This is a genomic window from Methylophaga marina, assembly GCF_030296755.1.
Lineage (GTDB): Bacteria > Pseudomonadota > Gammaproteobacteria > Nitrosococcales > Methylophagaceae > Methylophaga > Methylophaga marina.
Window position 1 is genome coordinate 198,288 of sequence record NZ_AP027741.1, and the last position, 23,212, is coordinate 221,499.

Annotated in this window: 24 protein-coding genes; 12 read left to right on the top strand and 12 right to left on the bottom strand. The window is 41.5% G+C overall.

The genetic code is table 11. The features are described 5' to 3' along the window. Positions 1-121 precede the first annotated feature (121 nt). Positions 122-397: a cupin domain-containing protein gene (locus QUE24_RS01005; protein ID WP_007145314.1), complete on the top strand. Its 276-nt coding sequence runs from the start codon at positions 122-124 to the stop codon at positions 395-397. A gap of 34 nt (positions 398-431) precedes the next feature. Here QUE24_RS01005 and QUE24_RS01010 read toward each other — a convergent pair whose 3' ends face one another. The 3 genes from QUE24_RS01010 to QUE24_RS01020 form a co-directional block, all read right to left on the bottom strand. Next, positions 432-1,655, bottom strand: coding sequence for an acetate/propionate family kinase (locus QUE24_RS01010; protein ID WP_286304848.1), 1,224 nt, complete (start codon positions 1,653-1,655; stop codon positions 432-434). 4 nt (positions 1,656-1,659) lie between these two features. After that, a complete protein-coding gene (locus QUE24_RS01015; RefSeq protein ID WP_286304849.1) occupies positions 1,660-4,056 on the bottom strand; it encodes a phosphoketolase family protein in 2,397 nt (798 codons plus the stop codon). A 217-nt stretch (positions 4,057-4,273) separates the two neighbouring features. Further along, a complete protein-coding gene (locus tag QUE24_RS01020; protein WP_286304850.1) occupies positions 4,274-6,451 on the bottom strand; it encodes a TonB-dependent receptor in 2,178 nt (725 codons plus the stop codon). 163 nt (positions 6,452-6,614) lie between these two features. Here QUE24_RS01020 and QUE24_RS01025 point away from each other — a divergent pair, with 163 nt between their 5' ends. Further along, positions 6,615-7,619 (top strand): sensor domain-containing diguanylate cyclase, encoded by a 1,005-nt coding sequence (locus tag QUE24_RS01025; protein ID WP_286304851.1) that lies wholly within the window; start codon positions 6,615-6,617, stop codon positions 7,617-7,619. Here the strand turns inward: QUE24_RS01025 and QUE24_RS01030 are convergent. Together QUE24_RS01030 and QUE24_RS01035 are read right to left on the bottom strand one after the other, a co-directional pair. Next, positions 7,611-8,663 carry a DUF3080 domain-containing protein gene (locus QUE24_RS01030; protein WP_286304852.1) on the bottom strand — a complete coding sequence of 351 codons (1,053 nt, stop codon included), beginning with the start codon at positions 8,661-8,663 and terminating at the stop codon, positions 7,611-7,613. The genes QUE24_RS01025 and QUE24_RS01030 overlap by 9 nt on opposite strands. Positions 8,664-8,741: 78 nt before the next feature. Next, entirely contained in the window at positions 8,742-10,559 is a 1,818-nt protein-coding gene (locus QUE24_RS01035) for a CHASE domain-containing protein (protein WP_286304853.1), read from the bottom strand. A 461-nt stretch (positions 10,560-11,020) separates the two neighbouring features. On the opposite strand from QUE24_RS01035, the gene QUE24_RS01040 reads away from it, so the two are divergent. After that, positions 11,021-11,227, top strand: coding sequence for a cold-shock protein (locus QUE24_RS01040; RefSeq protein ID WP_007145321.1), 207 nt, complete (start codon positions 11,021-11,023; stop codon positions 11,225-11,227). A gap of 152 nt (positions 11,228-11,379) precedes the next feature. Here QUE24_RS01040 and QUE24_RS01045 read toward each other — a convergent pair whose 3' ends face one another. After that, on the bottom strand, positions 11,380-12,018 hold the full coding sequence (locus QUE24_RS01045; protein WP_286304854.1) for an SDR family oxidoreductase: 639 nt from the start codon (positions 12,016-12,018) through the stop codon (positions 11,380-11,382). A 125-nt stretch (positions 12,019-12,143) separates the two neighbouring features. Between QUE24_RS01045 and QUE24_RS01050 the strand changes: the two genes are divergently transcribed. The 3 genes from QUE24_RS01050 to QUE24_RS01060 all read left to right on the top strand — a co-directional run bounded on the left by QUE24_RS01050 (position 12,144) and on the right by QUE24_RS01060 (position 14,610). Further along, a complete protein-coding gene (locus QUE24_RS01050) occupies positions 12,144-13,442 on the top strand; it encodes a mechanosensitive ion channel family protein (RefSeq protein WP_286304855.1) in 1,299 nt (432 codons plus the stop codon). 105 nt (positions 13,443-13,547) lie between these two features. After that, complete coding sequence (locus QUE24_RS01055; protein WP_286304856.1) at positions 13,548-13,940, top strand: hypothetical protein; 393 nt, start codon at positions 13,548-13,550, stop codon at positions 13,938-13,940. 208 nt (positions 13,941-14,148) lie between these two features. Further along, positions 14,149-14,610 (top strand): MarR family winged helix-turn-helix transcriptional regulator, encoded by a 462-nt coding sequence (locus QUE24_RS01060; protein WP_286304857.1) that lies wholly within the window; start codon positions 14,149-14,151, stop codon positions 14,608-14,610. Here QUE24_RS01060 and QUE24_RS01065 read toward each other — a convergent pair. The 4 genes from QUE24_RS01065 to QUE24_RS01080 all read right to left on the bottom strand — a co-directional run bounded on the left by QUE24_RS01065 (position 14,607) and on the right by QUE24_RS01080 (position 17,750). After that, positions 14,607-15,398 (bottom strand): hypothetical protein, encoded by a 792-nt coding sequence (locus QUE24_RS01065; RefSeq protein WP_286304858.1) that lies wholly within the window; start codon positions 15,396-15,398, stop codon positions 14,607-14,609. The two genes, QUE24_RS01060 and QUE24_RS01065, sit on opposite strands and share 4 nt — an antisense overlap. 14 nt (positions 15,399-15,412) lie before the next feature. Further along, the gene (locus QUE24_RS01070) at positions 15,413-16,846 is read right to left on the bottom strand and encodes a sensor domain-containing diguanylate cyclase (protein ID WP_286304859.1); all 1,434 of its coding nucleotides are present in this window, start codon (positions 16,844-16,846) and stop codon (positions 15,413-15,415) included. 61 nt (positions 16,847-16,907) lie between these two features. Further along, entirely contained in the window at positions 16,908-17,222 is a 315-nt protein-coding gene (locus tag QUE24_RS01075; RefSeq protein WP_286304860.1) for a hypothetical protein, read from the bottom strand. Positions 17,223-17,309: 87 nt separating this feature from the next. Next, positions 17,310-17,750: an RrF2 family transcriptional regulator gene (locus QUE24_RS01080; RefSeq protein WP_286304861.1), complete on the bottom strand. Its 441-nt coding sequence runs from the start codon at positions 17,748-17,750 to the stop codon at positions 17,310-17,312. Positions 17,751-18,064: 314 nt separating this feature from the next. On the opposite strand from QUE24_RS01080, the gene QUE24_RS01085 reads away from it, so the two are divergent. Beyond that, positions 18,065-18,610: a lipocalin family protein gene (locus tag QUE24_RS01085; RefSeq protein ID WP_286304862.1), complete on the top strand. Its 546-nt coding sequence runs from the start codon at positions 18,065-18,067 to the stop codon at positions 18,608-18,610. Positions 18,611-18,613: 3 nt separating this feature from the next. On the opposite strand, the gene QUE24_RS01090 is transcribed toward QUE24_RS01085, so the two are convergent. Next, positions 18,614-19,219: a cysteine hydrolase family protein gene (locus QUE24_RS01090; RefSeq protein ID WP_286304863.1), complete on the bottom strand. Its 606-nt coding sequence runs from the start codon at positions 19,217-19,219 to the stop codon at positions 18,614-18,616. A gap of 132 nt (positions 19,220-19,351) precedes the next feature. Here QUE24_RS01090 and QUE24_RS01095 point away from each other — a divergent pair, with 132 nt between their 5' ends. Next, a complete protein-coding gene (locus QUE24_RS01095) occupies positions 19,352-20,164 on the top strand; it encodes an ion transporter (protein ID WP_286304864.1) in 813 nt (270 codons plus the stop codon). Between the two features lie 42 nt (positions 20,165-20,206). On the opposite strand, the gene QUE24_RS01100 is transcribed toward QUE24_RS01095, so the two are convergent. Continuing rightward, positions 20,207-20,677: a Dps family protein gene (locus QUE24_RS01100; protein WP_286304865.1), complete on the bottom strand. Its 471-nt coding sequence runs from the start codon at positions 20,675-20,677 to the stop codon at positions 20,207-20,209. A gap of 244 nt (positions 20,678-20,921) precedes the next feature. On the opposite strand from QUE24_RS01100, the gene QUE24_RS01105 reads away from it, so the two are divergent. From QUE24_RS01105 to QUE24_RS01120, 4 genes are all read left to right on the top strand, one after another. Continuing rightward, positions 20,922-21,164 carry a DUF2061 domain-containing protein gene (locus QUE24_RS01105; RefSeq protein ID WP_286304866.1) on the top strand — a complete coding sequence of 81 codons (243 nt, stop codon included), beginning with the start codon at positions 20,922-20,924 and terminating at the stop codon, positions 21,162-21,164. A gap of 10 nt (positions 21,165-21,174) precedes the next feature. Continuing rightward, on the top strand, positions 21,175-22,353 hold the full coding sequence (gene chrA, locus QUE24_RS01110; protein ID WP_286304867.1) for a chromate efflux transporter: 1,179 nt from the start codon (positions 21,175-21,177) through the stop codon (positions 22,351-22,353). After that, on the top strand, positions 22,350-22,838 hold the full coding sequence (locus tag QUE24_RS01115) for a GNAT family N-acetyltransferase (RefSeq protein ID WP_286304868.1): 489 nt from the start codon (positions 22,350-22,352) through the stop codon (positions 22,836-22,838). The genes chrA and QUE24_RS01115 overlap by 4 nt, the downstream gene beginning before the upstream one ends. Before the next feature lie 68 nt (positions 22,839-22,906). Continuing rightward, positions 22,907-23,098 (top strand): CPXCG motif-containing cysteine-rich protein, encoded by a 192-nt coding sequence (locus QUE24_RS01120; RefSeq protein WP_286304869.1) that lies wholly within the window; start codon positions 22,907-22,909, stop codon positions 23,096-23,098. Positions 23,099-23,212 lie beyond the last annotated feature (114 nt).

Below are 23,212 nucleotides of genomic sequence, written 5' to 3' on the forward strand. Positions count from 1 at the left end.
TGAGTGCGACAAGAATCCTTCTTGTTAGTTGCTTTCTGTTATTATTCGCCTGCCATCATGGCAATAACGGCTTACTCAATTGTGAGATTGAGCTATCTACATTGATATTTTAGAGATCACTATGCCTGAAATTATAATTGAAAAAAACCCAAGTGAAGCACGTTTGCAAGAGTTAGGTGTTGCGGGTTGGGAAATCTGGGACTGTCCTGTGACTGAATTCAGATTGGACTTCGACGAAACTGAAAAAGCCTATATCTTAGAAGGCGAAATCGTTGTAACACCAGATGGTGAAGCACCTGTTACCGTTGTTGCTGGTGATTATGTTGAATTTCCAGCGGGATTAAAAAGCTTCTGGAAAGTCACAAAAACATTGCGTAAGCATTATAGTTACGACTAGTTTTTCTGAAAAAGGCATCCATCGGGTGCCTTTTTTATTTGTTTAAGTTTAGCTGCATGGCAATATTCCGTGCGATTTGTTTTTCTTCATCCGTTTTTATCACCAAGACAGGTACATCACTCCTCAGATGATGAACGGCTGAAACAGTCTCTTTTAACTTCTGATTGTTTTCAGCATTGATAACGACGCCATATCGGCCTAATTCATCACAGGCCAAAGCACGAATCATGGCTGCATTTTCACCAATGCCGCCAGTAAATATGATGGCATCGACTCGTCCCAGACTAATCATGTAGGCGCCAATATAACGTCGAAGCTGGTGCACATACATTTGAATCGCTAAGCTCGCTTCTTTATCACCCTGCTCAGCTCGATGCTGAATTTCAGCCATATTATGTGAGCCGGTAATCGCCACCAAACCGGATTCAAAATTAAGCTGATGCTCCAGCTGTTCTGCTGAGATACCTGTCTGCTCCTGAATGTATAGAGGTACAGCCGCATCCAAGTCGCCACTGCGATTTCCCATCATAAGGCCCTGTAATGGCGTAAAGCCCATCGAAGTATCAAAACTCTGGCCATTTTTAATTGCACAAGCACTTGCACCATTGCCCAGGTGCAAGGTAATTAAATTGAGTTCATTCAGAGGTTTGTCCAGATAAACAGCGGCCTGCTGAGCTACATATTGATGAGATAAGCCATGAAACCCATAGCGACGGACATCATGATTTTTATACCAGTCATCAGGCACTGCATACCGATAGACATGCTCCGGAATGGTCTGGTGAAAATCGGTATCAAAAACGGCAAATTGTCTGACCTGAGAAAATAATTCCTGGCAGGTTTTTATACCTGCAATATTACCTGGTAAATGCTGTGGTGCCAGATGTTGGTATGACTCAATAGTCGTGAGCACATCTTTGTTCAACTCAACAGGAGCAAAGAATTGAGCACCACCATGAACAACCCTATGGCCTATCACATATAACTGTATGCCCGATGCCCCGTTAAAGAAACACTGCATATCATCTGCAATCACGTGAAAAGCTGCCTGATGATTATTTATTACAACACTAGACTCTGGCTGTTTGACGTTGTCTGAAAAACGTTTATCCACACAAACATGATGTTTTGCGGATGACTCACCAATCCCTTGGATACTGCCTTCTAATAAAACAGCCTCATCCTTGAGCTGAAGTAATTTATATTTAACAGACGAACTTCCACTATTAAGCACGAGAATGACAGATTGCGTTGTCATGGCCTTACTCTTTTATGGTTGAGATATTGCCCCATTTCCAATCACCAAACTCTGGCTTATCGATACCGTATTCATAGGCATATAAGCTACAGCTTATTTGATGATCACGTAATTGTTGTTTTGCATGAGCACCAATACCTTGTAAACGATCTACGCGGTCAATGATGTCCATAGCGATAGTAAATCGATCAATCTGATTACGGATAGCTAACTCGAGTGGCGTATTGATATTGCCCTTTTCGTTATAACCATGAACATGAAAATTGGTATGATTGGTCCGACGGTAAATCAAGCGATGAATTAACCATGGATAACCATGGAAATTAAAGATCACCGGTTTATCTTTTGTAAACAGGCTGTCAAAGTCTTTATCACTCAAACCATGAGGATGTTCACTGTCCGAGATGAGTTTGAATAAGTCGACAACATTAATAAAACGAATCTTCAAATCATCAAAATACTGATGAATAAGATCGATGGCGGCCAGTGCTTCCTGGGTGGGAATATCACCACACCCCACCACCACAGCATCTGGTTCAACACCTTCATCTGAACTTGCCCACTCCCATATTCCCACGCCTTTTGTGCAATGTTTAACAGCTTCATCCGCATCAAGATATTGGAAATGTTTTTGTTTGTCGGCCACGATCACATTCACATAATTTTTGGCCTTCAAACAATGGTCGGCAACAGATAACAAAGTATTCACATCTGGTGGCAGGTAAATACGGCAGACTTTTGGACTCTTATTGAGGACTAAATCTAAAAAGCCCGGATCCTGGTGGGTAAAACCATTGTGATCTTGACGCCAGACTGTGGATGTAATCAGTAAGTTAAGCGAGGATATCGGTGCACGCCATGCGATGTTATTACAGATATCCAACCATTTAGCATGTTGGTTAAACATGGAGTCAATCACATGAATAAACGCTTCATAACTGGCAAAAAAACCGTGTCTACCCGTTAATAAATACCCTTCCAGCCAACCTTCCAGCGTGTGTTCGGATAACATTTCCATAACGCGACCATCTCGTGCCAGTTCGCCACCATCCTGATCTTCGCGTAATAACTCACCCATCCATGTTTTTTTACTCACTTCATAGATATTATCCAGCTTATTCGAGCTGTTCTCATCTGGACCGAAAACCCGAAAATTAGACATATTTTTCTTCATGATATCGCGAAGAAACTGACCTAATGGTCGGGTATTTTCTACCAGACTCTGACCTGGCTTATCGATAGATACCGCATAATCACGAAAATCAGGCATTTTCAGTGATTTTCTAAGCAATCCACCATTGGCATGTAGGCTGGCACTCATTCTTTTGTTACCTTTTGGTGCCAGTGCTTTTAACTCTGGCAGAAGCTGACCATCTTCATTAAATAGTTGCTCTGGTCTGTAACTTTTGAGCCAGTTTTCTAATTGAGCAAGGTGTTCCGGATTGTCTTTAACCCCACCTAATGGCACTTGATGCGCGCGCCAGAAACCTTCGACCTTATGACCATCCACTTCTTTTGGCCCTGTCCAGCCTTTGGGAGTGCGCAGAATGATCATCGGCCAACGCGGTCTTTCATCGCTGCCAGACTCTCTGATACGTTGCTGTGTTTCACGAATGTCCACAATGCACTCTTCCATCACTTTTGCCATGGTTTGATGCATAAGCTCAGGATCATCACCTTCGACAAAATGTGGCGTCCAACCATAACCACGGAATAACTGCTCAATTTCCTCATGTGAAATACGAGACAAAATCGTGGGATTATTTATTTTGTATCCATTTAAATTCAGGATGGGTAAAACAGCGCCATCCGTTTTAGGATTAAGAAATTTATTTGAATGCCAAGAGGTTGCTAACGGGCCGGTTTCTGATTCGCCGTCACCGACCATAACGGCCACAACTAAATCAGGATTGTCATAAGCCGCACCAAAGGCATGTGAAACACTGTATCCCAGCTCTCCCCCTTCATGAATAGAGCCTGGCGTTTCAGGTGTGCAGTGACTTCCTATTCCACCCGGAAAAGAGAAGGATTTAAAAAAGTGTTTCAGACCGTCAATGTCTTCACTTTTATTCGGATAAATCTCTGAGTAAGTGCCTTCCAAATAAACGGGCGCTAATACACCAGGTGCCCCATGACCAGGGCCTGCTAGAAAAATCGCATCCAGATCGTACTTATTAATCAATCTGTTCAAATGGATATAAGAAAAGCTCAAAGCCGGACTGGCACCCCAGTGTCCCAATAGCCGGTTTTTAATATGTTCCGCTTTAAGTGGTTCACGCAGTAAAGGATTGTCTTGCAGATAAATCATGCCTGCGGCAAGGTAGTTACAAGCTCGCCAGTAAGCATCAATGTTTGTCAGATCGTTGGCATCAAGAGGTGTAGCAGACAAAGTGCTGTTCATAGAGTACTCCTTGCTTTATGTATCAGTGCAGACTAGCTAAGTAAGATGACAATGGTTTGACTTACTTAAGCTGACATTTGATAAAAATGATAGTTTCAATCAGCGTACTCTTATTGCTGACTACCATAAAGAGGAATAACGAATAAATTGATGAAGATCAGGAAAGCGTGATTAAGATGAGCGCCTGTTATTCTGCAGGCGCTCAGGTTAGATTCAATCAATAAAAATCAACTGTGGCACTGATTGAAACGGTTCTTGGTGCGCCGAGTGTTATCTGCCCACTGTCATTAGCTGAACTCCAGTAATCACGATCAAATAGATTATCAACACGCGCTCTCAGTGTCAGATCCTGATTACCTATATTAACTAGGTAACGAGCGCCAAGTCCTACCGTGGTCCAATCATCTAGTTTTAGGGTGTTGGCTGCATTGGCATATCGTGAACTGACGTAATGGACTTCACCATCCACTGCCAACCCCTCAATTTGAGGCACTTCCCATTCAGCTCCCATTACGGCCATCCACTCGGCTACACCGATGGCACGTTTTCCTTCAGTAGTGGCATCGCCCGTGCCTTTTTGCTTGGCATCCAGCCAAGTCACACCGCCAAGTAACTTCAAATTATCAGTGGCTTTACCATATAAGGTCAGTTCAATACCTTGATGCTCATTTTCACCAGATTCACGGAAAATATTATCGTTACCAGTTAACGTTCTTGGTTCATCTGTGGTGAAATACGCCAGCCCAGTTCCAAATGTTTCAGTTTCATATTTCAAACCGACTTCTTTTTGCTCTGACACATAAGGAGATAATGCCTCGCCAACGTTGAGTGCTGTAGATGGCGCACTATCACCAGCTACCAAACTCTCGATATAGTTTGCATAAACTGATACTTGCTCCGATAACTTGTATACGGAACCTATGGCTGGTGTTATTTCACTGTCTTCATATGACGTTCTAATACCTGTGTTATATGCATAGTTGTCCACTTTTATCGCTTGATGTCTTGCGCCTAATGTCAACTGCAGTCTTTCATCCATAAATGATAAAGTATCGCCAATGGCAAAGCTGTTGAACTTGGTACGTGTATTTAATGCTGGCGATGCTAAATTATTACCAATAAATGCTGAACCAGAAATTACTGGTTTGTTCATGTATACAGGTGCATAGAGATTAGTATTTGTAGTGTTAAAAAAGTCCATCGCATAGGCATTCTTCGTTTCTAACTGAAAATATGAATATGCTACGACCCAGTCATGGCCAACAACACCTGTATCAAGATGGCCTCTCAAGCCCAGCTCACCGGTATCTACACGATCTTCACGAGTATTATCAAATCTGTAAAAAGTACCATCTCCTGATGCGGCATCTGTGACGGTAAGGTTTGCTAGTGTGTTTGCTTCATCAGAGCGACGCATACCATAGGCAGCCCATGCAGTCACATCATCAGTGAAATCATACTCAGCTCTGAAGGTACCAAATTTATCTTCCTCATTAGAATAGGACCAAGGTTGAGCCCAGTTATCACTGGCATCAGGAGCAGAAGGCACTCTGGATAGCCCTGTAATAGACACATTGGTTCTAGTATGATCCAACTGATTATTTTGATACCCGATATCCGCAGAGAGTCTTAAACGCTCACCTTGGTAATCCAAACCGATATTGAATAAGTTCAGTTCGGCTTGCTCATCATCGATAGACGTTCCACCGTTATGATGTGCGGCATTGACCCTGACACCAAATTCATCATTTTCACCAAAACGTCGCGCGATATCCGCTGCGATATTGCGTTTATCATTCATAGACGCACCAAGCGTAACGCGGTTCAGATCATAGTTAGGTGCGCGTTTAGGTAAAAGGTTAATTGAACCACCTATAGCACCACCTAAAGGATTGGCACCAGTCAGAAATGCCGATGCGCCACGAAGGACTTCTACCCGCTCAAATAGCTCAGTGGCGATGTATTGTCTTGGTAATAAGTTATACAGTCCATTGTAGGCAACCGCATCAGATGACGTTGTAAAGCCACGTATCATGTAGGCTTCCTGAAAATTACCAAAACCACGAGTCACTTGCACAGTAGGATCGTAGCGTAAAACATCCCCAACACTCTGCGCTTGCCTGTCTTGTATAAACTCATTGGTGTAACTGGTAATACTGAATGGGGTATCTAAGTTATCTTTTGTACCCAAAATGCCGGCTCGTCCTCCTTCAGCTACCTGGCCTCCAGCAAAAGCTGGTGCAAGCCCTTCGGCACTGGCATCTGCACTTGCTGTCACTGAGAGTGTATCAAGTTCAATCGGAATATCGGAATTTAGTGTTGAGTCTGCTGAATAAGCAGTATTCATAGTTCCGATCGCTATCAGCATTGATGTACAAATTAATTTACGTCTCATACCCCATCCTCATAAATAATGACGGCATATTACTCTTACGCAATCAAACTGTAAACGATATTGATTGTTATTTATATTTAAAAATATTCAAGATAAGTCATGATTTTATTTCCGAAAGGCTAAAGACTGTTGTAGTATTTATATATCAACTCAGGGACTTACCGTGACAGATAAACTAGCGCTGCACACTAGGCTTGAAAAGGACTTAACAGAAGACTGGCAAGCCATTCTCGACATTCTTGCAGAATTTATGCAGGTGCCTGTTGCACTGATCCTCCAAGCTGATAACCAGCAAGTTAATGTCTATGCGAGAAATCAAAGTAAACGTAACCCATTCAGACTAAAGCAAAATCTACCTTCGGGCTCGAGTCTATTTCATAAAAAAGTCATTGAAACAAATCAGCAACTTAGCGTGCTGGATGCCAGCCAAAGTAAAGAATGGGCCAAATCTAAAGAACTTCAGTACGGTCTCATCAACTATCTGGGTTTCCCACTACACTGGCCTGATGGTGCCAAATTCGGAATCATCTGCGTAATGAAAACAGATGCTGAAGCCTATACAACAAAGCAAAAGCAAGTCATATTACAAATCAAAAAAATTGTTGAGTCCCACCTTGAACTGGTTTGGCAAAATCAACAATTACAAGCCCAATCAAATAACCTTCAATATCTCGCCTATACTGACGATTTAACAGAGAGCTGGAATCGTCGCGCCTTCATCAATGAGAGTAATAAAGAACTGAAACGCAGTCACAGAAGCGGTCACATTGTTTGTCTGCTTATGATGGACATTGATGATTTTAAAGACATCAATGATGCTTTCGGTCATGAAGTGGGCGATGAGGTACTCAAACTATTCAGCCATTGCATTCAGGCAACGAAACGCCCCTATGACATTTTTGGTCGTATTGGTGGAGAAGAATTTGCCATATTGCTTCCTGAAACGGGCTTAAAACAGGCGACTCATCTAGCAGAACGCATTCGCAAAAAAGTGTCAGAGATTTTTTATTTCACCCAAGGCCAGTCCATAAAGATCACTGTCAGTATTGGTGTTCATCAAGTTGATGATAAAGAAACAAATATTCTGGTGGCATTGAATCAAGCGGATAAACTACTCTACGCCGCTAAACATTCAGGAAAAAATACTGTGATAGCAACGTCACTTTGACTCAACCCCAGGTCGCATTCCACATTGCTCTAACAAACGTTGCCAAGACTGAGTGTGACGCTCTACGGCTTGATGTAACTGCTGCCAGACACCGGTAGTTGTGTCAGGATCTAAATTTTCCTGCCGGTAGGCATTAAACTCATCCGATACTGTGTTGTGCCCTTTTACATGTGCAAGTCTGTTCAATAGCGGAAAAATCTCATCGCTCTGCTGAGTGACTGCCGCCAAATAAGGTTGCACTTTCCCAATATAAATATTGAAGAAAAAGTGACGCACGATTTCAGCTTGAGGTGTCACGCGCTGTTGATAGCACAGCGCTTTCCCGGCAAGTCTTGCTTCTATGATCTGAGTTGCATCATTTAATCTCGCTGTTAACAACTGAGCACTTTTTAACAATTTGCCAGCATGATGGCTGTATAGCCATTGTTGCTGTATTTTGCCTAATTGTTGTAAATCTGTATCGAGATGCTGATTATCTATCTGTTGTTTTATCTTCAGAAGTTTTTGTAACCCTGTTGTCGTTGAGTGGTTTGAGCTAGTGTCAGTCGGTAAATATCCTTTTGAATATGTCATCAATTCCGTTATTTCTTCTGTCGACCAAACTGCGTTCCAAAAAACCAGAGGAAGCGTTACACTTTTCTGTGCTATGGCCTGTTTGAGAATATCTCGAGTTTGCTCATCATCAAGTGTATTTAAACAAAGCTTGGCCGAATGAATAAACTTCATTTCATAGCGAAGTCGATTTATGGGTAGCATGACACGCCCCAAAATAGAATTTCGCTCAGCAACCACAACCTGTAATTCACAACCATATAAAGATAAAAACTCCAGCATATTCACGTCTATCTGGGGCACGTCGAGCATTCGTTGCTTTTTATCAGGCAGTTTTGTTAAGGCAGGTAACTTAGAAGTTGAGACAGGTTGATCTAACACTCTGGCCAGACGGACTAAGTATTCATCCATCATAGAATCTGGCTCGTTGAACTTATCACATGCCGTCATCAACAAAACCAGACTAAGAAGAGAAATGACCTTTTTATTCAATAGGTTCACTATGACAAAGTTGGGCTTAAGCAGGTTAGATATAGCTTGTAATGAACTAAAATCATGTTATCGGACAGGTCAGGAAATTTGCTGATGTATGCCAAACATCAGCAATGGCTGCCCTGCTTGGGTGTGGGAGATGACCCGACCTTTAGTCAGCACATGTACTACTTTTCCGTTTCGATGCAACATCCTTATCGTACATTCAAAAAAGTCTGTCTCACCTTTCAAATGCCTTTCTAATTGCTTTCCGACGTTGAGTACATCATCAGGGTGACAATGCTCCTTCCAGGTGTCCATTGTCATCGGCAATAGCTCAGTTAAATCATAGCCTATCATTTCTGCCCAATTCTGGTTATAGACAGCCTCTCCCGTTTCGATATTCCACTGCCAGCTCCCCAATTTCGCACTCGATAGCACTGTTTCCAATCGTTCGGCTTCTTGACGTAACTGTGTATGTGCCTCTTGTCCAACGGTCTTATCGACTATAAAACCAATGATTTTTGATGGATTATCAATCGCGTCACGCTCCACATAAAAACTGCCGTGCAGATAACGTATGCCATGTTGAGTAAAAATGCGAAATGTCAGCTCAAAACGCTCCTCAAATTGGGATGCTTGTTCCAAGTCCATAGATATGCGGTCACGATCCAATTCATGAACCATTAGCAACCATTGCTTGTATGAGCCATCAAATGTGTTGTTTTTGATTTCATAAATGGAGAGTAGCTGCTGATCCATATAAACTTTGTCTGAATAAAGGTCCCACTCCATGACGCCTATCTTGGCGATATGTGTGGCCATGAGTAGCCGCTGTTCTGATAGGTTACGGCTGGCATGAGCTTCTGAGGCTTGTTTTGTCGCCCCAGCCCCTTGCCTTGCCAAAAATGAAATGAAACTAAATATAGCTACACCAACAAGCGTACAGATGATGGCTATCAACACAGGTTGATAGCGTTCTGATAAGGTCGTGAAATCATCATGACTATAAACAAACAAGCGCCAGTTTCTCTCTCCAATATTCAGCTCAAACATGTGTGAGAACGCTTTTTCATTTTCTTTTTCATGATAAAAAGCGTGTTCAGTGTCAGCATTTTTGTATAACAACGTGTATGCGTCATCACTGAAATCATAAATCTCAAAATTTAACGTTTGTTGTCCTCGGCCTAAAATACCCTGCATGAAATCCTTCATCCTGAACGCGGCATAAACAAAGCCCTGGATTGCATCTCTACGTTCAACAACAGAACCGGTGGCCTTATTATGTTGATACACAGGCACATACATTAAGAACCCATGCTGCTTTTCTTCATTTGTCTCCTGTTCAAGGATAACCGGGCCAGTCGCTACTGCTTGTTTAGTATCTCTGGCTAAAATCATCGCCTGCCTTCGAACAGGCTCTGAAAACATATCAAACCCAAAAGCACGTTGGTTACGCCAATCAAAAGGTTCTATGAACACAATCGAACTATACTGTTCGCGTTTACCTGTGGGCTCGAGAGTGTAATCAGGAAACCCTTCTTCCCGGATGGATTGGATATGTTTAGTAAGGGATTGAGAAGGAATCATCTCGGCGTAACCAATCGCCTGTATGCCAGGAAAGTCTCTCTGCAATTGAATCGTATCGACAAAATGACGCCAATCTGTGCGGGTCACTTGAGTACTGGCATCAAATAATCCTTTGCCACTACGAAGTGCCAACTCATAATCACGCATCCGTTCCGATATGGCCTGAGCAACGTAACTAGCTTCATAATTAAACCGCTGATTCACCTTGTTATGAACAGTAGTGAATAACAGATAACACAGCCATGTACTGATCAACAGCCATAGTGATAGTGCCAGCCATGCTGATGGTGGATGCTTTTTGATGTGCCTGGAAAAAAACGTTTCCATTACTTTTAAGTTACCACCCAATAAAGAGATAAGTCATATCTACAAATAGCCGTTTTACTCAGTATGACGATGAGTTGATGATGAAGCTAGCTACCCAAACTAAGAGCACTTTTTTTTACAGAAAAATCCTTCTGCAAAAATGACATCGATCATTTCATCATTTTGTCACAATAAAACGGCATAAACTATCAGTGACCAGCAGGGATTCGTGTTTTCTGAGATAGGTCGAGATCAGTTGTTGAGGCTTCTTATCTTGACAGGCAAAAATATTTTTGACACGGCTCTGTATTGTCTATACATTGAACATAGCTTGAAAGTTGATCTGAATATTTATTTTTCATTTCGAAGCATTACCATCAGTAGCTCGTCCTGTTTGTTAATAAGTACTCTGCACACTTCCAGCTATACCAAAAAGTCTCAATTTGGGACTTCAATTATTTATTAAGAAATTAGGATTATTTATGTCTACAACTACTGGTACTGTTAAATGGTTTAACGAAGCTAAAGGTTTTGGTTTTATTGAACAAGAGTCTGGCCCAGACGTTTTTGCTCACTTCAGCCAAATCAAAGGTGACGGTTTCAGAACCCTGAATGAAGGTCAACGTGTTGAGTTCACAGTAACTCAAGGTGCTAAAGGCCCTCAAGCAGAAAACATTACTGCTCTGTAAGACATTATTTTTACAGAAAAGAAAAAAAGCCCCGTTATTCGGGGCTTTTTTTTGCCTGCTGTTCTACTCCACAACCTGTTTGGCAAAATGTTTATATTCACGACCAATCTGTTGGGCTCGGCTATCAGGAAATACATGGGGCTCGCCCAGCTCTAACGCCTTAATAATGGCCTGTGCGACAACACTGGGGGTTCTGCGTCACTCACCCCTATCGATTTCGCCATATCCGTATCGACAGGTCCCGGATGAACACTCAAAACAACCGTTCCTTGCTGACCCAGCTCGTGCCTGATGGCTTGAGTTAGAGAGTATGCGGCGGCTTTAGATGCCGCGTATGTCGCAAAAGCTGGCACACATCTTAGTGATGCAATTGAGTTCAGTTGAACAAATGCACCACCACCGTTGTTCTTTAATAACGGAGCAAATGCTTGTGCCATTCTCAACAAGCCAAATACATTGATATCAAATTCATTCTGTAAGGACTCAATGGCGGCCGAGTCTAAAATAGCGGCTTTATTTAAAATACCTGCATTATTGATAACAACATCCACATCCTGTGCGTTTGCCGCTGCAGCATAAATGGAGTTAGGTTGATTAAGATCGAGAAATATAGGTGTGACGCGATCAGCATAACGCATTTCAAAATCATCTACCGAACTCAAATCTCTTACCGCAAGGTAGACTTTTTCAACACCATAATCGAGTAGTGTCTCTGCGATAACTCTACCTATCCCTCTATTAGCGCCAGTGATAAACACAACACGATGTTTTAAACCAAATCCTGCGTTCATTTTTTATCCCTGTTAATGGTTTCCACTTGCTGACTGACGGAATCCAATAAAGTTCAGGGTTTAAATAGTTGCCATATGAAAATCAGTCAAATACATTGTGTCCGAGATAAATAGAAAGGTACCCCATGGATATCGAACACTACCAAAGTCTGATCGAACAATTTCTGAGTCAATTAATGCATTGGTTAAGTAGTCCAAAATTTTATTCACAAATTGGATTAATCATACTGGCTCTGCTCATTGGCTTGTCAGTGAATCGTTTCCTTCGCAATCTGTCCCCTCTTCTCAGAGAAAGACCAACGGAAGGGCCTATTCTTCAAATTCGTCAAGGTATATTCAGACTGAGAGAACTTATTCTGCCACTTATGCTGGTGTTATCTATGTCTGTAGCCGCTGACATCAGCCAAGCTGTGATTGGTCAAGCCTGGCTGGTTAAACTCAGCTTAAGCCTTGCCGTCATTTTTATGCTTTACACCATTATCACCCGGTTCGTTGAGAAACAGCTTTTTAGAAAACTCGCTTTATGGTTCATTTTGCCTATTGCTGTTTTGCACGTATTTGGCTGGCTAGATGAAGTTGTCGCTTACCTTGAAACAATCTCACTGCAGATCGGCAACTTTAAAATCTCTGCTTATGGAGTAGCCAGAGTTCTCATCTTTGGTTCGGTTTTATTTTGGTTAGGTCGACTTTCCAACAGTGCCGGTCAGCAAATCATTCGGAATCAGCATGATCTGGATATTGGTACAAGGGAGGTGTTTGCGAAGTTATTTCAAGTAGGACTCTTCTTTGTCGTCTTTCTACTGTTACTTCAAATCATGGGCATTAATTTGACCGCATTGGCCGTGTTCGGCGGTGCGCTTGGTGTTGGTCTAGGGTTTGGACTTCAGGCCATCGCATCCAATTTTATCTCCGGTATCATTCTTCTATTGGACCGCTCTCTGAGCGTGGGTGACTTTGTTGAGATGGAAGATGGTCGCTGTGGCACCATACGTGAACTCAATATGCGTTCAACGACCTTAGAAACCTATGACGGCAAAGACATCATGGTGCCCAACGAACAATTTATTACGACCAGCTTCACCAATTGGACACACAAAAATACCAAACAACGCTACTCATTGGAGTTTCAGGTTGCCTATAAAACAGATTTACACCAGCTCTTTGAACTGGTTCGAGAAACAGTGGGAAGTCATCCACAAGTGATGAGTGGTGAGGATATACCTATTGAAGAAAGACCAGATGCCGAAATAAAAGGCTTTGCTGACTCTGGCATAGATATTCTGGTCGAATTCTGGATGCAAGGCATTGATGATGGTCCCAACAGGGTTGGTGCTGACCTACTGTTGATGATTTGGGATATTCTGAAACAAAACGATATCGAAATTCCCTTCCCACAACGAGAAGTTAAAATTATTAATCAATAATTGCCAGGATATCCTTAACATTAAAATGCTTGTGCGCAAGCATTTTAATGTTATTATTTAGTCACTTGGTCAATACCAGTCTCACTTTATTATTGGGAGTTTTTTATGAAATATACACCGTTCATTGCTCCCATTCTTGTCACCGCCGTTATCGCTCTAAATCAGACTTTTGCTTGTGATAGCCAGTCATCCTGTAAAAGTAATGCAAAAACATCGTCCCCTGCTCAAAGACTGGCAGAAAGTTGCTATCGACAATGGTTAACTCTCGACTGGACACTGGCAAATGCAGAAATGCTAGCAAGGGACAATCTCGCTTTTAATGAGGGTGTGAGAAATATCTGTCAGGCTAGGGCTGAACTCTTCTTTGAAGGGTATGAAATAAAGCCCTTTATCGCAGATGATTCACAGCAAGAAGTCTTTCCACTGGTTTTTCGTCCAAATGTCGATACAATAAAATCACAAATTCGTCTCAATTTACCGAAACTCAGACTGATATAATGAGTCTGAGATATGGTATATCTTTTTTTATCCAAAAAATTGTCATTTCATATAAACAACTGAGAATAAATCCGATTTGCGTTGCTTTGATTACTCTCTATAATGAGCAATCTTGAGTTGTTATAGACTTAAGCGAATCAATCAACGGCTACTAAGCCTTATTGCATCGTGGCAATGTTAATAAGCAAATTTTTTAAGGAATCAACGCATGTCAAACTTTGATAACTTGAGACTCGATAATCAACTGTGCTTTGCTTTATATAGTGCTACGAACAGCATCACACGATTTTATCGCAGTCTGTTAAATGAATATGATCTCACCTACCCCCAATATCTGGTTTTAGTTGTTTTGTGGGAAAAAGATGGTGTCGCCATTAAAGATGTGATGAAACAACTGAAGTTAGACTCAGGTACATTATCTCCCATCATTAAACGGCTTCAGGCTGCTGAGCTGGTTGAGAAAGTTCGCACAGATGAAGATGAAAGGGTTGTTCGACTTTTCTTAACGAACAAAGCGAGACAATTGGAGCCCCATATCGCTGAAGTTCAAAATAAAGTGGCATGTAAAACTAATTTGTCATCAACAGAGTTTTTTGACTTATTAAGCACCCTGAATCAACTCACCAATGATCTCAATCAACGTGAAGAAACTACTGAGAAAATGACCTAAAACTTTATTTGATATACATGGACAGTGAATTTGAATAAAAGCCACAGCGTTAATAAAGGAATAAATAACATTAATAAAACAAACTCAGCAAGCAGATAGACAGCTGCTTTAACTGCACGATCTGCCTGCTCCCTGACTTGCTGAAGTTTTGCTTCTATATCTAACTGGCCTTTCAGACTGTTAAACCAGCCTTTTGATTTTTTCTGTTGTTGCTCACTCAATGTTTCCACTTCATTCTGGGTCTGTTCCAAGACAATAACAGCTTCTTCCCTCTGAGATGCCAATAACTCATGCACCGTTGCACTAGCCATCACTGATACAGGTATCAATAACCTGAGAATAGATAAAAACAATACTGTTTTAAGAAAAACAGGTGTGTGTTGCTGTGATGTTTTAGCTAAAAAATAACTCGCCGCCGCTATCAGTGCTAATGTTGCAATCGCTATTCTCAAAAATGCTTGATCAGATAAAAATAAGATAATTTGCTGAATGCCGAGTGAAGCTGAGGCAGCTAATAACACACTTGAGAATTGTTCTATTAGGTCATTTAAAGGATCGAGTATTTGTCCCGGTGCTAATGTCAGCCCGACGCCCATGGGTTCTATAGAAACTTCAGTTCCCTGAGCAACAGAGATGACACCATTTAAGCCTCTTGCCAAAGCATAGACTGACAAGGTGACCGTCATCATTTTTTTAAGCTGATGATCAGTCGACGTTGCAACAGGAAAGCAAGCCAAAATTAAACAAACACAAAGCAGTGATAATGACAATCGATGTTTGTTTAACATATTCAACTCATCTCTCAGCGAACACAATTTCGACCATTATTTTTCGCTTGGTAAAGTGAAACATCTGCCCGGGCAATTAACTGACTCATTGTTTCCTGCTGTTGATACTCTGCTACCCCAGCACTCACTGTAATTTGACGTTTTTTACCATTGTATTCAAATACATGCTGGGCAATCGCTTCGCGAATGTTGTTTGCGAGTTTAATGGCTTGATTTTGATTACAATCTTGCAACATTAAAACGAATTCTTCGCCACCCCAACGACATACCACATCTTCTTCACGAACCTGTTGGCGCATAATGCCAGCCACTGCGGTAAGTACATAGTCACCATACTGGTGACCATGATTGTCATTAACTTGTTTGAAGTGGTCAATGTCAATCAGTACGAGTGATAAAGCTTCCTGGTGTCTTTTACCCCTGGCAACAGCCTGTGTAAAGAATGAATCAAATACTTGCCTATTGATTGCACCTGTAAGCTTATCCTTGGTGGCCATGGTTTCAAGACGACCCTGATATCCTCTTGACGCTAAATGCAAAATAAAAAGCACAATAAGACTTATGGCAAATGACACCATAAGGTTTAGAATCAACGCGTTTTCGACTTTTTCTGTACTCGGGTCGTTAACCTGCTCGACAATCAGATACCAGTCAAATTCGGGCACTAAACGGCTATTGAGATAAATGGTACTGCCATTCACCGTGTTAAAAGAAAATGATGAACTGGGCGTCGTGAGAATACGTGTAAATACCTTATCCAGACCTTCTTTATTCTGAATATGAAGTTCCTTACTGTACTTGCTGCTTTGCAGCATAACTTGACCTTGTCGGTCTATAAAATAGATTTCTCGACCGTAGCGCTGTTGATAATTTTCAATAAGCTCTTCTACAACCAGTAGAGATAATCCAACACCTATCACCCCAATAAACTCCCCCTTCTTATCGAGGACACGATAATTGACAAAGATACTCAGTCGGTTCGGTTCAGCTGTATCTCGATCAATATTGATGAGATAAGGTTGATTGGCGTTTTTTGCTTTGTAATACCAGGCATCAGCCTCAACGTCTTCTGATACTTTCTTCAAGATGCCTGTTGGGTGGTAATAATTCTGCGTTTTACTAGACACAAAAAATGCCGTGATGGTGTTGTACTTCTCTTGAATCTGGCTAAGGTAACTTTGCATTTTTTCTGGTTCAAGCTCACCTTCATTGACCCAATCGAATACAAAAACATCATTGGCCATCAAAGAAGAAATCACCAGTGGATGGAGCAGGTCTCGCTGAATTTCTGAATAGATATTATCACTGGTCAGCGGAAGCATCTCTTGTTGCAGACGTTGTGAGATCGAACTTCTGGCAACAAAGTAACCAATTAAACTTGTTGCTAAAAAGCCCATTAAAACGATGATGCTAATAATGAGTGTGTAAAGACGCTTACGATTTTTCAAAGAGAAGACACCAAAAATAAATGGTCAATAGTATTCAAGCTTTCACATTATTTCCAATTTTTTAGTCTAGGTCGAAAGGATAATCACGTTCATCCTTGTCATTCACAGTACTCATTTTTCTATGATGTCTGACACCCAGAGCAAAACTGATTAGCAAAAGAATATAAAAGACGTCTAGGTCATCTTGTTTGAATAAACTGATGATGGCCCAGAAAACAGGAATATAAAAAACAACGCTGGAGAGAACAGCAGTCCACATAGGTAAATCCCTACGTGCAGCAAGGTATACATAACGGCTGAAAAGCCCGGATAAAAAACCGCCAAAAATTGCCAAGCAAAGATAAAGCACCATACCAATAGTATTCACATGGGACATACACTACCTGCTGACTATTGAAACGACAAAGGAACAGAGTACACCACTCCCTATGACTCTCTCACTATATATGCATTAGTGGTGCGTTTACACTGCCGTCGGCAATGATAGGCTTTGTTGGAGTTTATGTTTATTTTTTACGACATCGGCCAGTGTATACTCATCCAAGACTGCAAAAAATGCTTTTTGCGCTTTTCTTAGCGCACTAAAAAGTACACAAACCGGCTCAATTGGACACTGACAGTTGGTACCAAAGCATTCCAATAATTCCGGATTTTCAATCTTTCGCAGAAGCAATCCAATATTTATTTCTTCTGCTGGCAAAGCTAATTTCAGACCACCGCCCCTGCCACGCTGGCTGATAATAAGTTTTTCTTGCACCAATCGTTGCGCCACTTTTGCCAGATGATTTGTAGAAATACCATACCGTTCAGATGCATCTTTGACCGTAGCCGGTTTTTCCTGACTGTGAATCGCTAAATACATCAAAAGTCTCAGCGCATAATCTGAATGAGAAGTTAGCTGCACAGCACTGTACCTTGAGTTATTTTATGTGTCATTCCGTTCTTCCTTCTGTAGAAGTCATCAGTAAATCACAGACATAAGCAATTTTTCAGCCATCGGTGTGTTAATCATAAAACATTGCAAGTTATCTTCTCATGTTACTCCATTATACCGAGCTTAGCAGGCTAACTAGTCAGTGTTTGTGCCAGCATCTGTTTGCCATTCACCAAACTTTTGGTTCACAAATACGCACTTAAAAAGTGCATTTGAATCAAATACGTGCTTCACGGCAAATTCACGATACACAATCAATGATGTTCGCTAAAAAAGGTGAAAATATGCGTCTAAGTATTACAGGAATTATTGTCATGATGATGTTATTGAGCGGTTGCCAAAAAAGTCATCCACCTATCGAACCCGTCTCTTATGTCGACATAGACCGGTTTATGGGTGATTGGTACGTAATCGCCAATATCCCCACCTTTATTGAAAAAGGGGCACATAATGCCATCGAATCTTATGAGTTGAATGATGACGGCACAATTCAGACCACATTCACGTTTCACGAAGGCAGTTTTGACGGTGAATTAAAAACCTATCACCCCAAAGGATTCATCACGGATGAACAAACTAACGCTATCTGGGGAATGCAGTTTATCTGGCCTATAAAAGCAGATTACCGAATCATGTACCTGACAGAGGATTACTCTCAGACTATCGTCGCACGTAATAAGCGGGATTATGTCTGGATTATGGCCAGAACGCCGACCATTCCAGAAGCGGATTATCAGCACATGCTAAAACTGATCGAGAACGTCGGTTACGATATTAGTCAAATCCAACGCGTTCCACAGCAGTGGCCAGAGAAACAGGCTGACAAGTAAACCCTAGTCGGGCCGAGCTTCAATGGCCAAATCGTCAACCGTATCGACAATTGCTGCATATAAGTCACGAGTAGCTGCAATGGTGACTTCTTGGACCTGCTCAGCAGAAAGCTGCTTTCCATTGTTCAAACATAGAGGACGCGTGGCTGTGGCATCTGCCACAATGGTCACATTGTAACCACGATTAAAACCGCCATGAGCAGTCGAGTTCACACACATATGTGTCATGAAGCCAGCTAGGATAATATTTTCTATGCTTCGTTTTCTGAGTGCTTCATCCAATGATGTCTGAATAAATGCATTGGGAAAACTTTTTTCAATGACATATTCACCATCAATCGGCGCCACCTCATCGGCAATAGCACCCAAGCGGCTATTCAGATCATACGGTGAACCTTTTCCACCATCATGCTGGATATGAAAAACAGGAACGCCATGTTCACGTGCAAGCTCGAGTAATTTTTTTACTTGCTGAAGCGCTGGTTCAACATTATCCAACTTCAATACCCCTTCCCTGTAGGTATTCTGACAATCAATCAGTATGAGCGCAGACTCACTTAATGCTGAAGGTTCATGGCTTATCCCAATGATATCTCGTAAAGTCTTCATATGCATTCTCCATGGATAGCGTCAACTGAACATAGCATATCTACCGCACACATAACATGCTAACTTGCATAAATTTTTCCAATCGCTATTATTCCGCAGCTAGCCAAGATTTATATTTAAACAGGAGTAAAAATGGCCTCAGCCCTTACCCAAAGAACCCATCGTTTTGCGGCTATTTTTCTTAACATTAAACAGAACAAGATCTTTGAAACGATTGTTGTTGCTGTCATTCTTTTTTCAGCATTAATGATAGGGGCAAAAACTTACAATATCCCCAGTCAACTGCTCACCGTCATTGTCTGGCTGGATTATGGCATTACCATCTTCTTTCTTATCGAAATCAGCATTCGCTTTTTTGCTGAAACCAACAAGCTGAATTTTTTCAAAAGTGGTTGGAATATATTCGACACCATTATTGTTGTGATCAGCTTGATTCCCATAGAGGATAGTGAACTGGCTCTGGTAGGCCGTTTGGTAAGGATCTTTCGTGTTTTGAGGATGGTATCGGTCATTCCAGAGTTGCGAACACTCTTAAACTCATTGCTAAGGGCCTTGCCACAACTTGGTTATGTGGCGCTGCTGATGTTTATTATCGTATATATCTACGCTGCAGTTGGCACTACTTTCTTTGCCAGTGTGAATGAAACTTTATGGGGTGATATCGCAGTTTCGATGCTGACATTATTTCGAGTGATGACCTTTGAAGACTGGACAGATGTCATGTATGAAACAATGGAGTTCTATCCATTTAGCTGGGCCTTCTACATCAGCTTTATCTTTTTAAATGCTTTTGCTTTTTTGAATATGTTGATTGGTATTGTTGTGAATGTGATGGAGAAAGAAAATGCTGAACAATGGCAACAAGAGCATGCTGGTGAACCCACTATTCAGGATTTATCTAGACAGTTAGATGAGTTGAAACAACTTATCGAAAGTAAACGATGAAAAAAGGGAGCCTAGGCTCCCTTTTCTTCATCTTGAGGCTATTTATTGACCTAACGCACGTAACATCCAAGCCGTTTTTTCATGGACTCGCATACGATCAGAGACTAATGCTGCAGAGGACTCGTCATCCGCTTCTTGCGCAAGTTTAAGTGCTTTACGACAAGTTTTAACCACTTGTTCATGACCATGGGTCAGTATATTAACCATTTCTTTTGCTTCTGGTACACCTTCAACTTCTTTGATCGAGCTTAGTTCAGCAAATGATTTGTATGTACCAGGCGCTGCCACATCTAATGTACGAATGCGTTCAGCAATGTCATCCACCGCGGCCGCCAGTTCGATGTAGTGTTCTTCAAACATCAAATGTAATTCCCGGAATTGAGGACCGGTGACATTCCAATGAAAGTTGTGGGTTTGTAAATAAAGAGTGTAAGAGTCTGCCAGTAAGCTTTTTAAGCCATCCGCAATATCTTGTCTATCCTGCTTATTGATACCGATATCAATTTTACTCATTAATGAGCCTCCTTATTATTAAATGGACATATATAGTCACTACGAACGCTGATTCGTTCATATGAATTACATATAACTACATCATAATGACTGTACAGGAAATGTGAAACAGTTTATTTCCATATACATAATCGGAAATACCGATGAGTTAATCATCGATTTTATCTATTCACTTGATTGATTTAAATCATTGTACATTCGTCAAAACGTAAATAATAATTATTCTCAACAAAGGAGAGTAGTGATGAAAAAAACAATGAGTTTTGCTGTTGTACATTTCACTGTGGCATTTACTGTTGGTTACGTGATGACAGGTAGTGTCTTGGTCGGAGGCACGATGGCCTTAATTGAACCGGCTATCAATACGTTTGCCTTCTACGCCCATGAGAAAGTATGGACTAAAATGACACACTCACACTCTGATAACAAATCATCAGCGGATTTTAGTACAAAAAATTTGGTAAAGTCTGGCCCAATGGAAGTATGAGATAACAGTAGTGCAGCTAGCCAACCAGTTAACTATTTTTAAGGCTTTTTTTATATTGGGTTTGACTGCATTTGGCGGTCCTGTTGCTCATATTGCCTATTTCAGAACACAGTTTGTCGAGAAAAGACAGTGGTTATCTGACCCAGAGTTCTCACAGTTGCTCGCCATAAGCCAGGCTTTGCCTGGCCCGGCAAGTAGCCAGCTGGGATTTGCTATTGGTTTATATCGTGGTGGTATGTTGGGCGCGGTGATTGCATTTATTGCTTTCACTTTGCCATCAGCCCTGCTTCTTGTGCTGTTTGCTTTGTCGATATCATCAGCATCATTTCCGTATAGAGAAGCGGCACTACATGGCTTGCAGCTCGTTGCATTGCCGGTTGTGGCTGATGCGGTATGGAAAATGACTCGCCAGCTCTGCCCTGACCTTAACACCAAACTCATCGCCCTACTCAGTCTGATCTTTTTATTGACCCTACCCTCTAGCTACAGTCAGTTTTTTGTGATGCTAATTGGTGGCATAGCTGGTATTTTTCTCCTTTCTTCGACTGAACATAAGCAGACATTTTCATTCAATTTGTCTTATGGCAAAACAACGTCTGTCGTAATGTTAGTCGTTTTTGCTCTACTCTTTTTAGCGCCCGTTCTTGCTATCGATAATCCCTTGTTTCACGTCATGACGATTTTTTACCAGACGGGTGCCACTGTTTTTGGTGGAGGACATGTTGTGCTTCCGCTACTGGAAAACAGAATTGTAGATACAAACTTAATAACTTCTGAACAATTTTTATCTGGATACGGTGCTGCTCAGGCTATACCGGGCCCATTATTCACACTTTCCGCTTACTTAGGGGCGTTATTACCAGGTGAGAATGGTGGTGTACTTGGCGCGCTACTCTCCTTATGCGCCTTATTTCTGCCAGGCTTTTTATTGCTGTTAGCACTTCTACCCTTATGGCAGTCATTGCAAAATAATAGCGTGATACAAAAAGCACTGGCCGGGATAAACGCGGCGATGGTCGGGTTATTAGCGGCGGCGCTCTACCAGCCAATCTGGCAACATGTTGTTCTGTCTTTTGCAGACATCATGATTGCGACAACTGGCTTTATCTTGTTACATATTTATCGTTTATCGCCTGTTGTTATTGTTGTATGGTGTCTCGCTGGCAGCATTCTCAAGAGTTTTTTATGAATTCCACGCGTATCAGGCAAGCACAACAAGCGGACATCATTAGCATCACCGATTTATTAAATCGCTGTGCTGAACATATGCATCAACAAGGTATGGCACACTGGCTTGGTGTCTACGATGCAGATTCAGTCAAAGAGAATATGATGACCAAGCAGGTCTATGTATTGGAAAAAGATGAACAGATTCTTGGTTGTATCGCGATGGGCACAGAAAAAGCCAGTTACTATCATGAGTGTTGGCCTGAAGCGCCTTTGGCAGATATTTATATCACACAATTAGCTGTTTCTCCTTTGGTTCAAGGCTCTGGATATGGCAAACAACTCATGCAATTTTGTCTCGATAAAGCCGGTGATACATCGGTGCAATTAGATGCCGTCGATCATTACCCAGCTTTACTTAAGTTTTATAAGGATCTGGGGTTTCGTATTATCGCAACAGGAATAGGTTTAGGTGATAAACGTCACTTGTTTGCCTACCCCAATTAACGCATTTCCTGATTAGGAACTCCCAGTCGAAATCTCAGTCATTCATTTAAATGATGATGGAGATAAATATGGTTTACGCGTTACAAGAACACACTGTGTCATGCCCTTACTGTGGTGAAATGATTTCAGTCATCATCGATGGCTCTGTCGACTCACAGGAATATATCGAAGACTGTGAGGTATGTTGTCGCCCTATCACTTTTAGCGTGGAAGTTGATCATGAAGGCATTCATGTCCAGACATCACATGAAAATGACTAAGAAGTGACTTTAGTCCACAATAGACAATAATAAATCCTATTTGATATTCAATATCAATTACACTAACATGCTGATTCGCTCTTGATGGCAATCACGCATCCATTCTTTTTATAC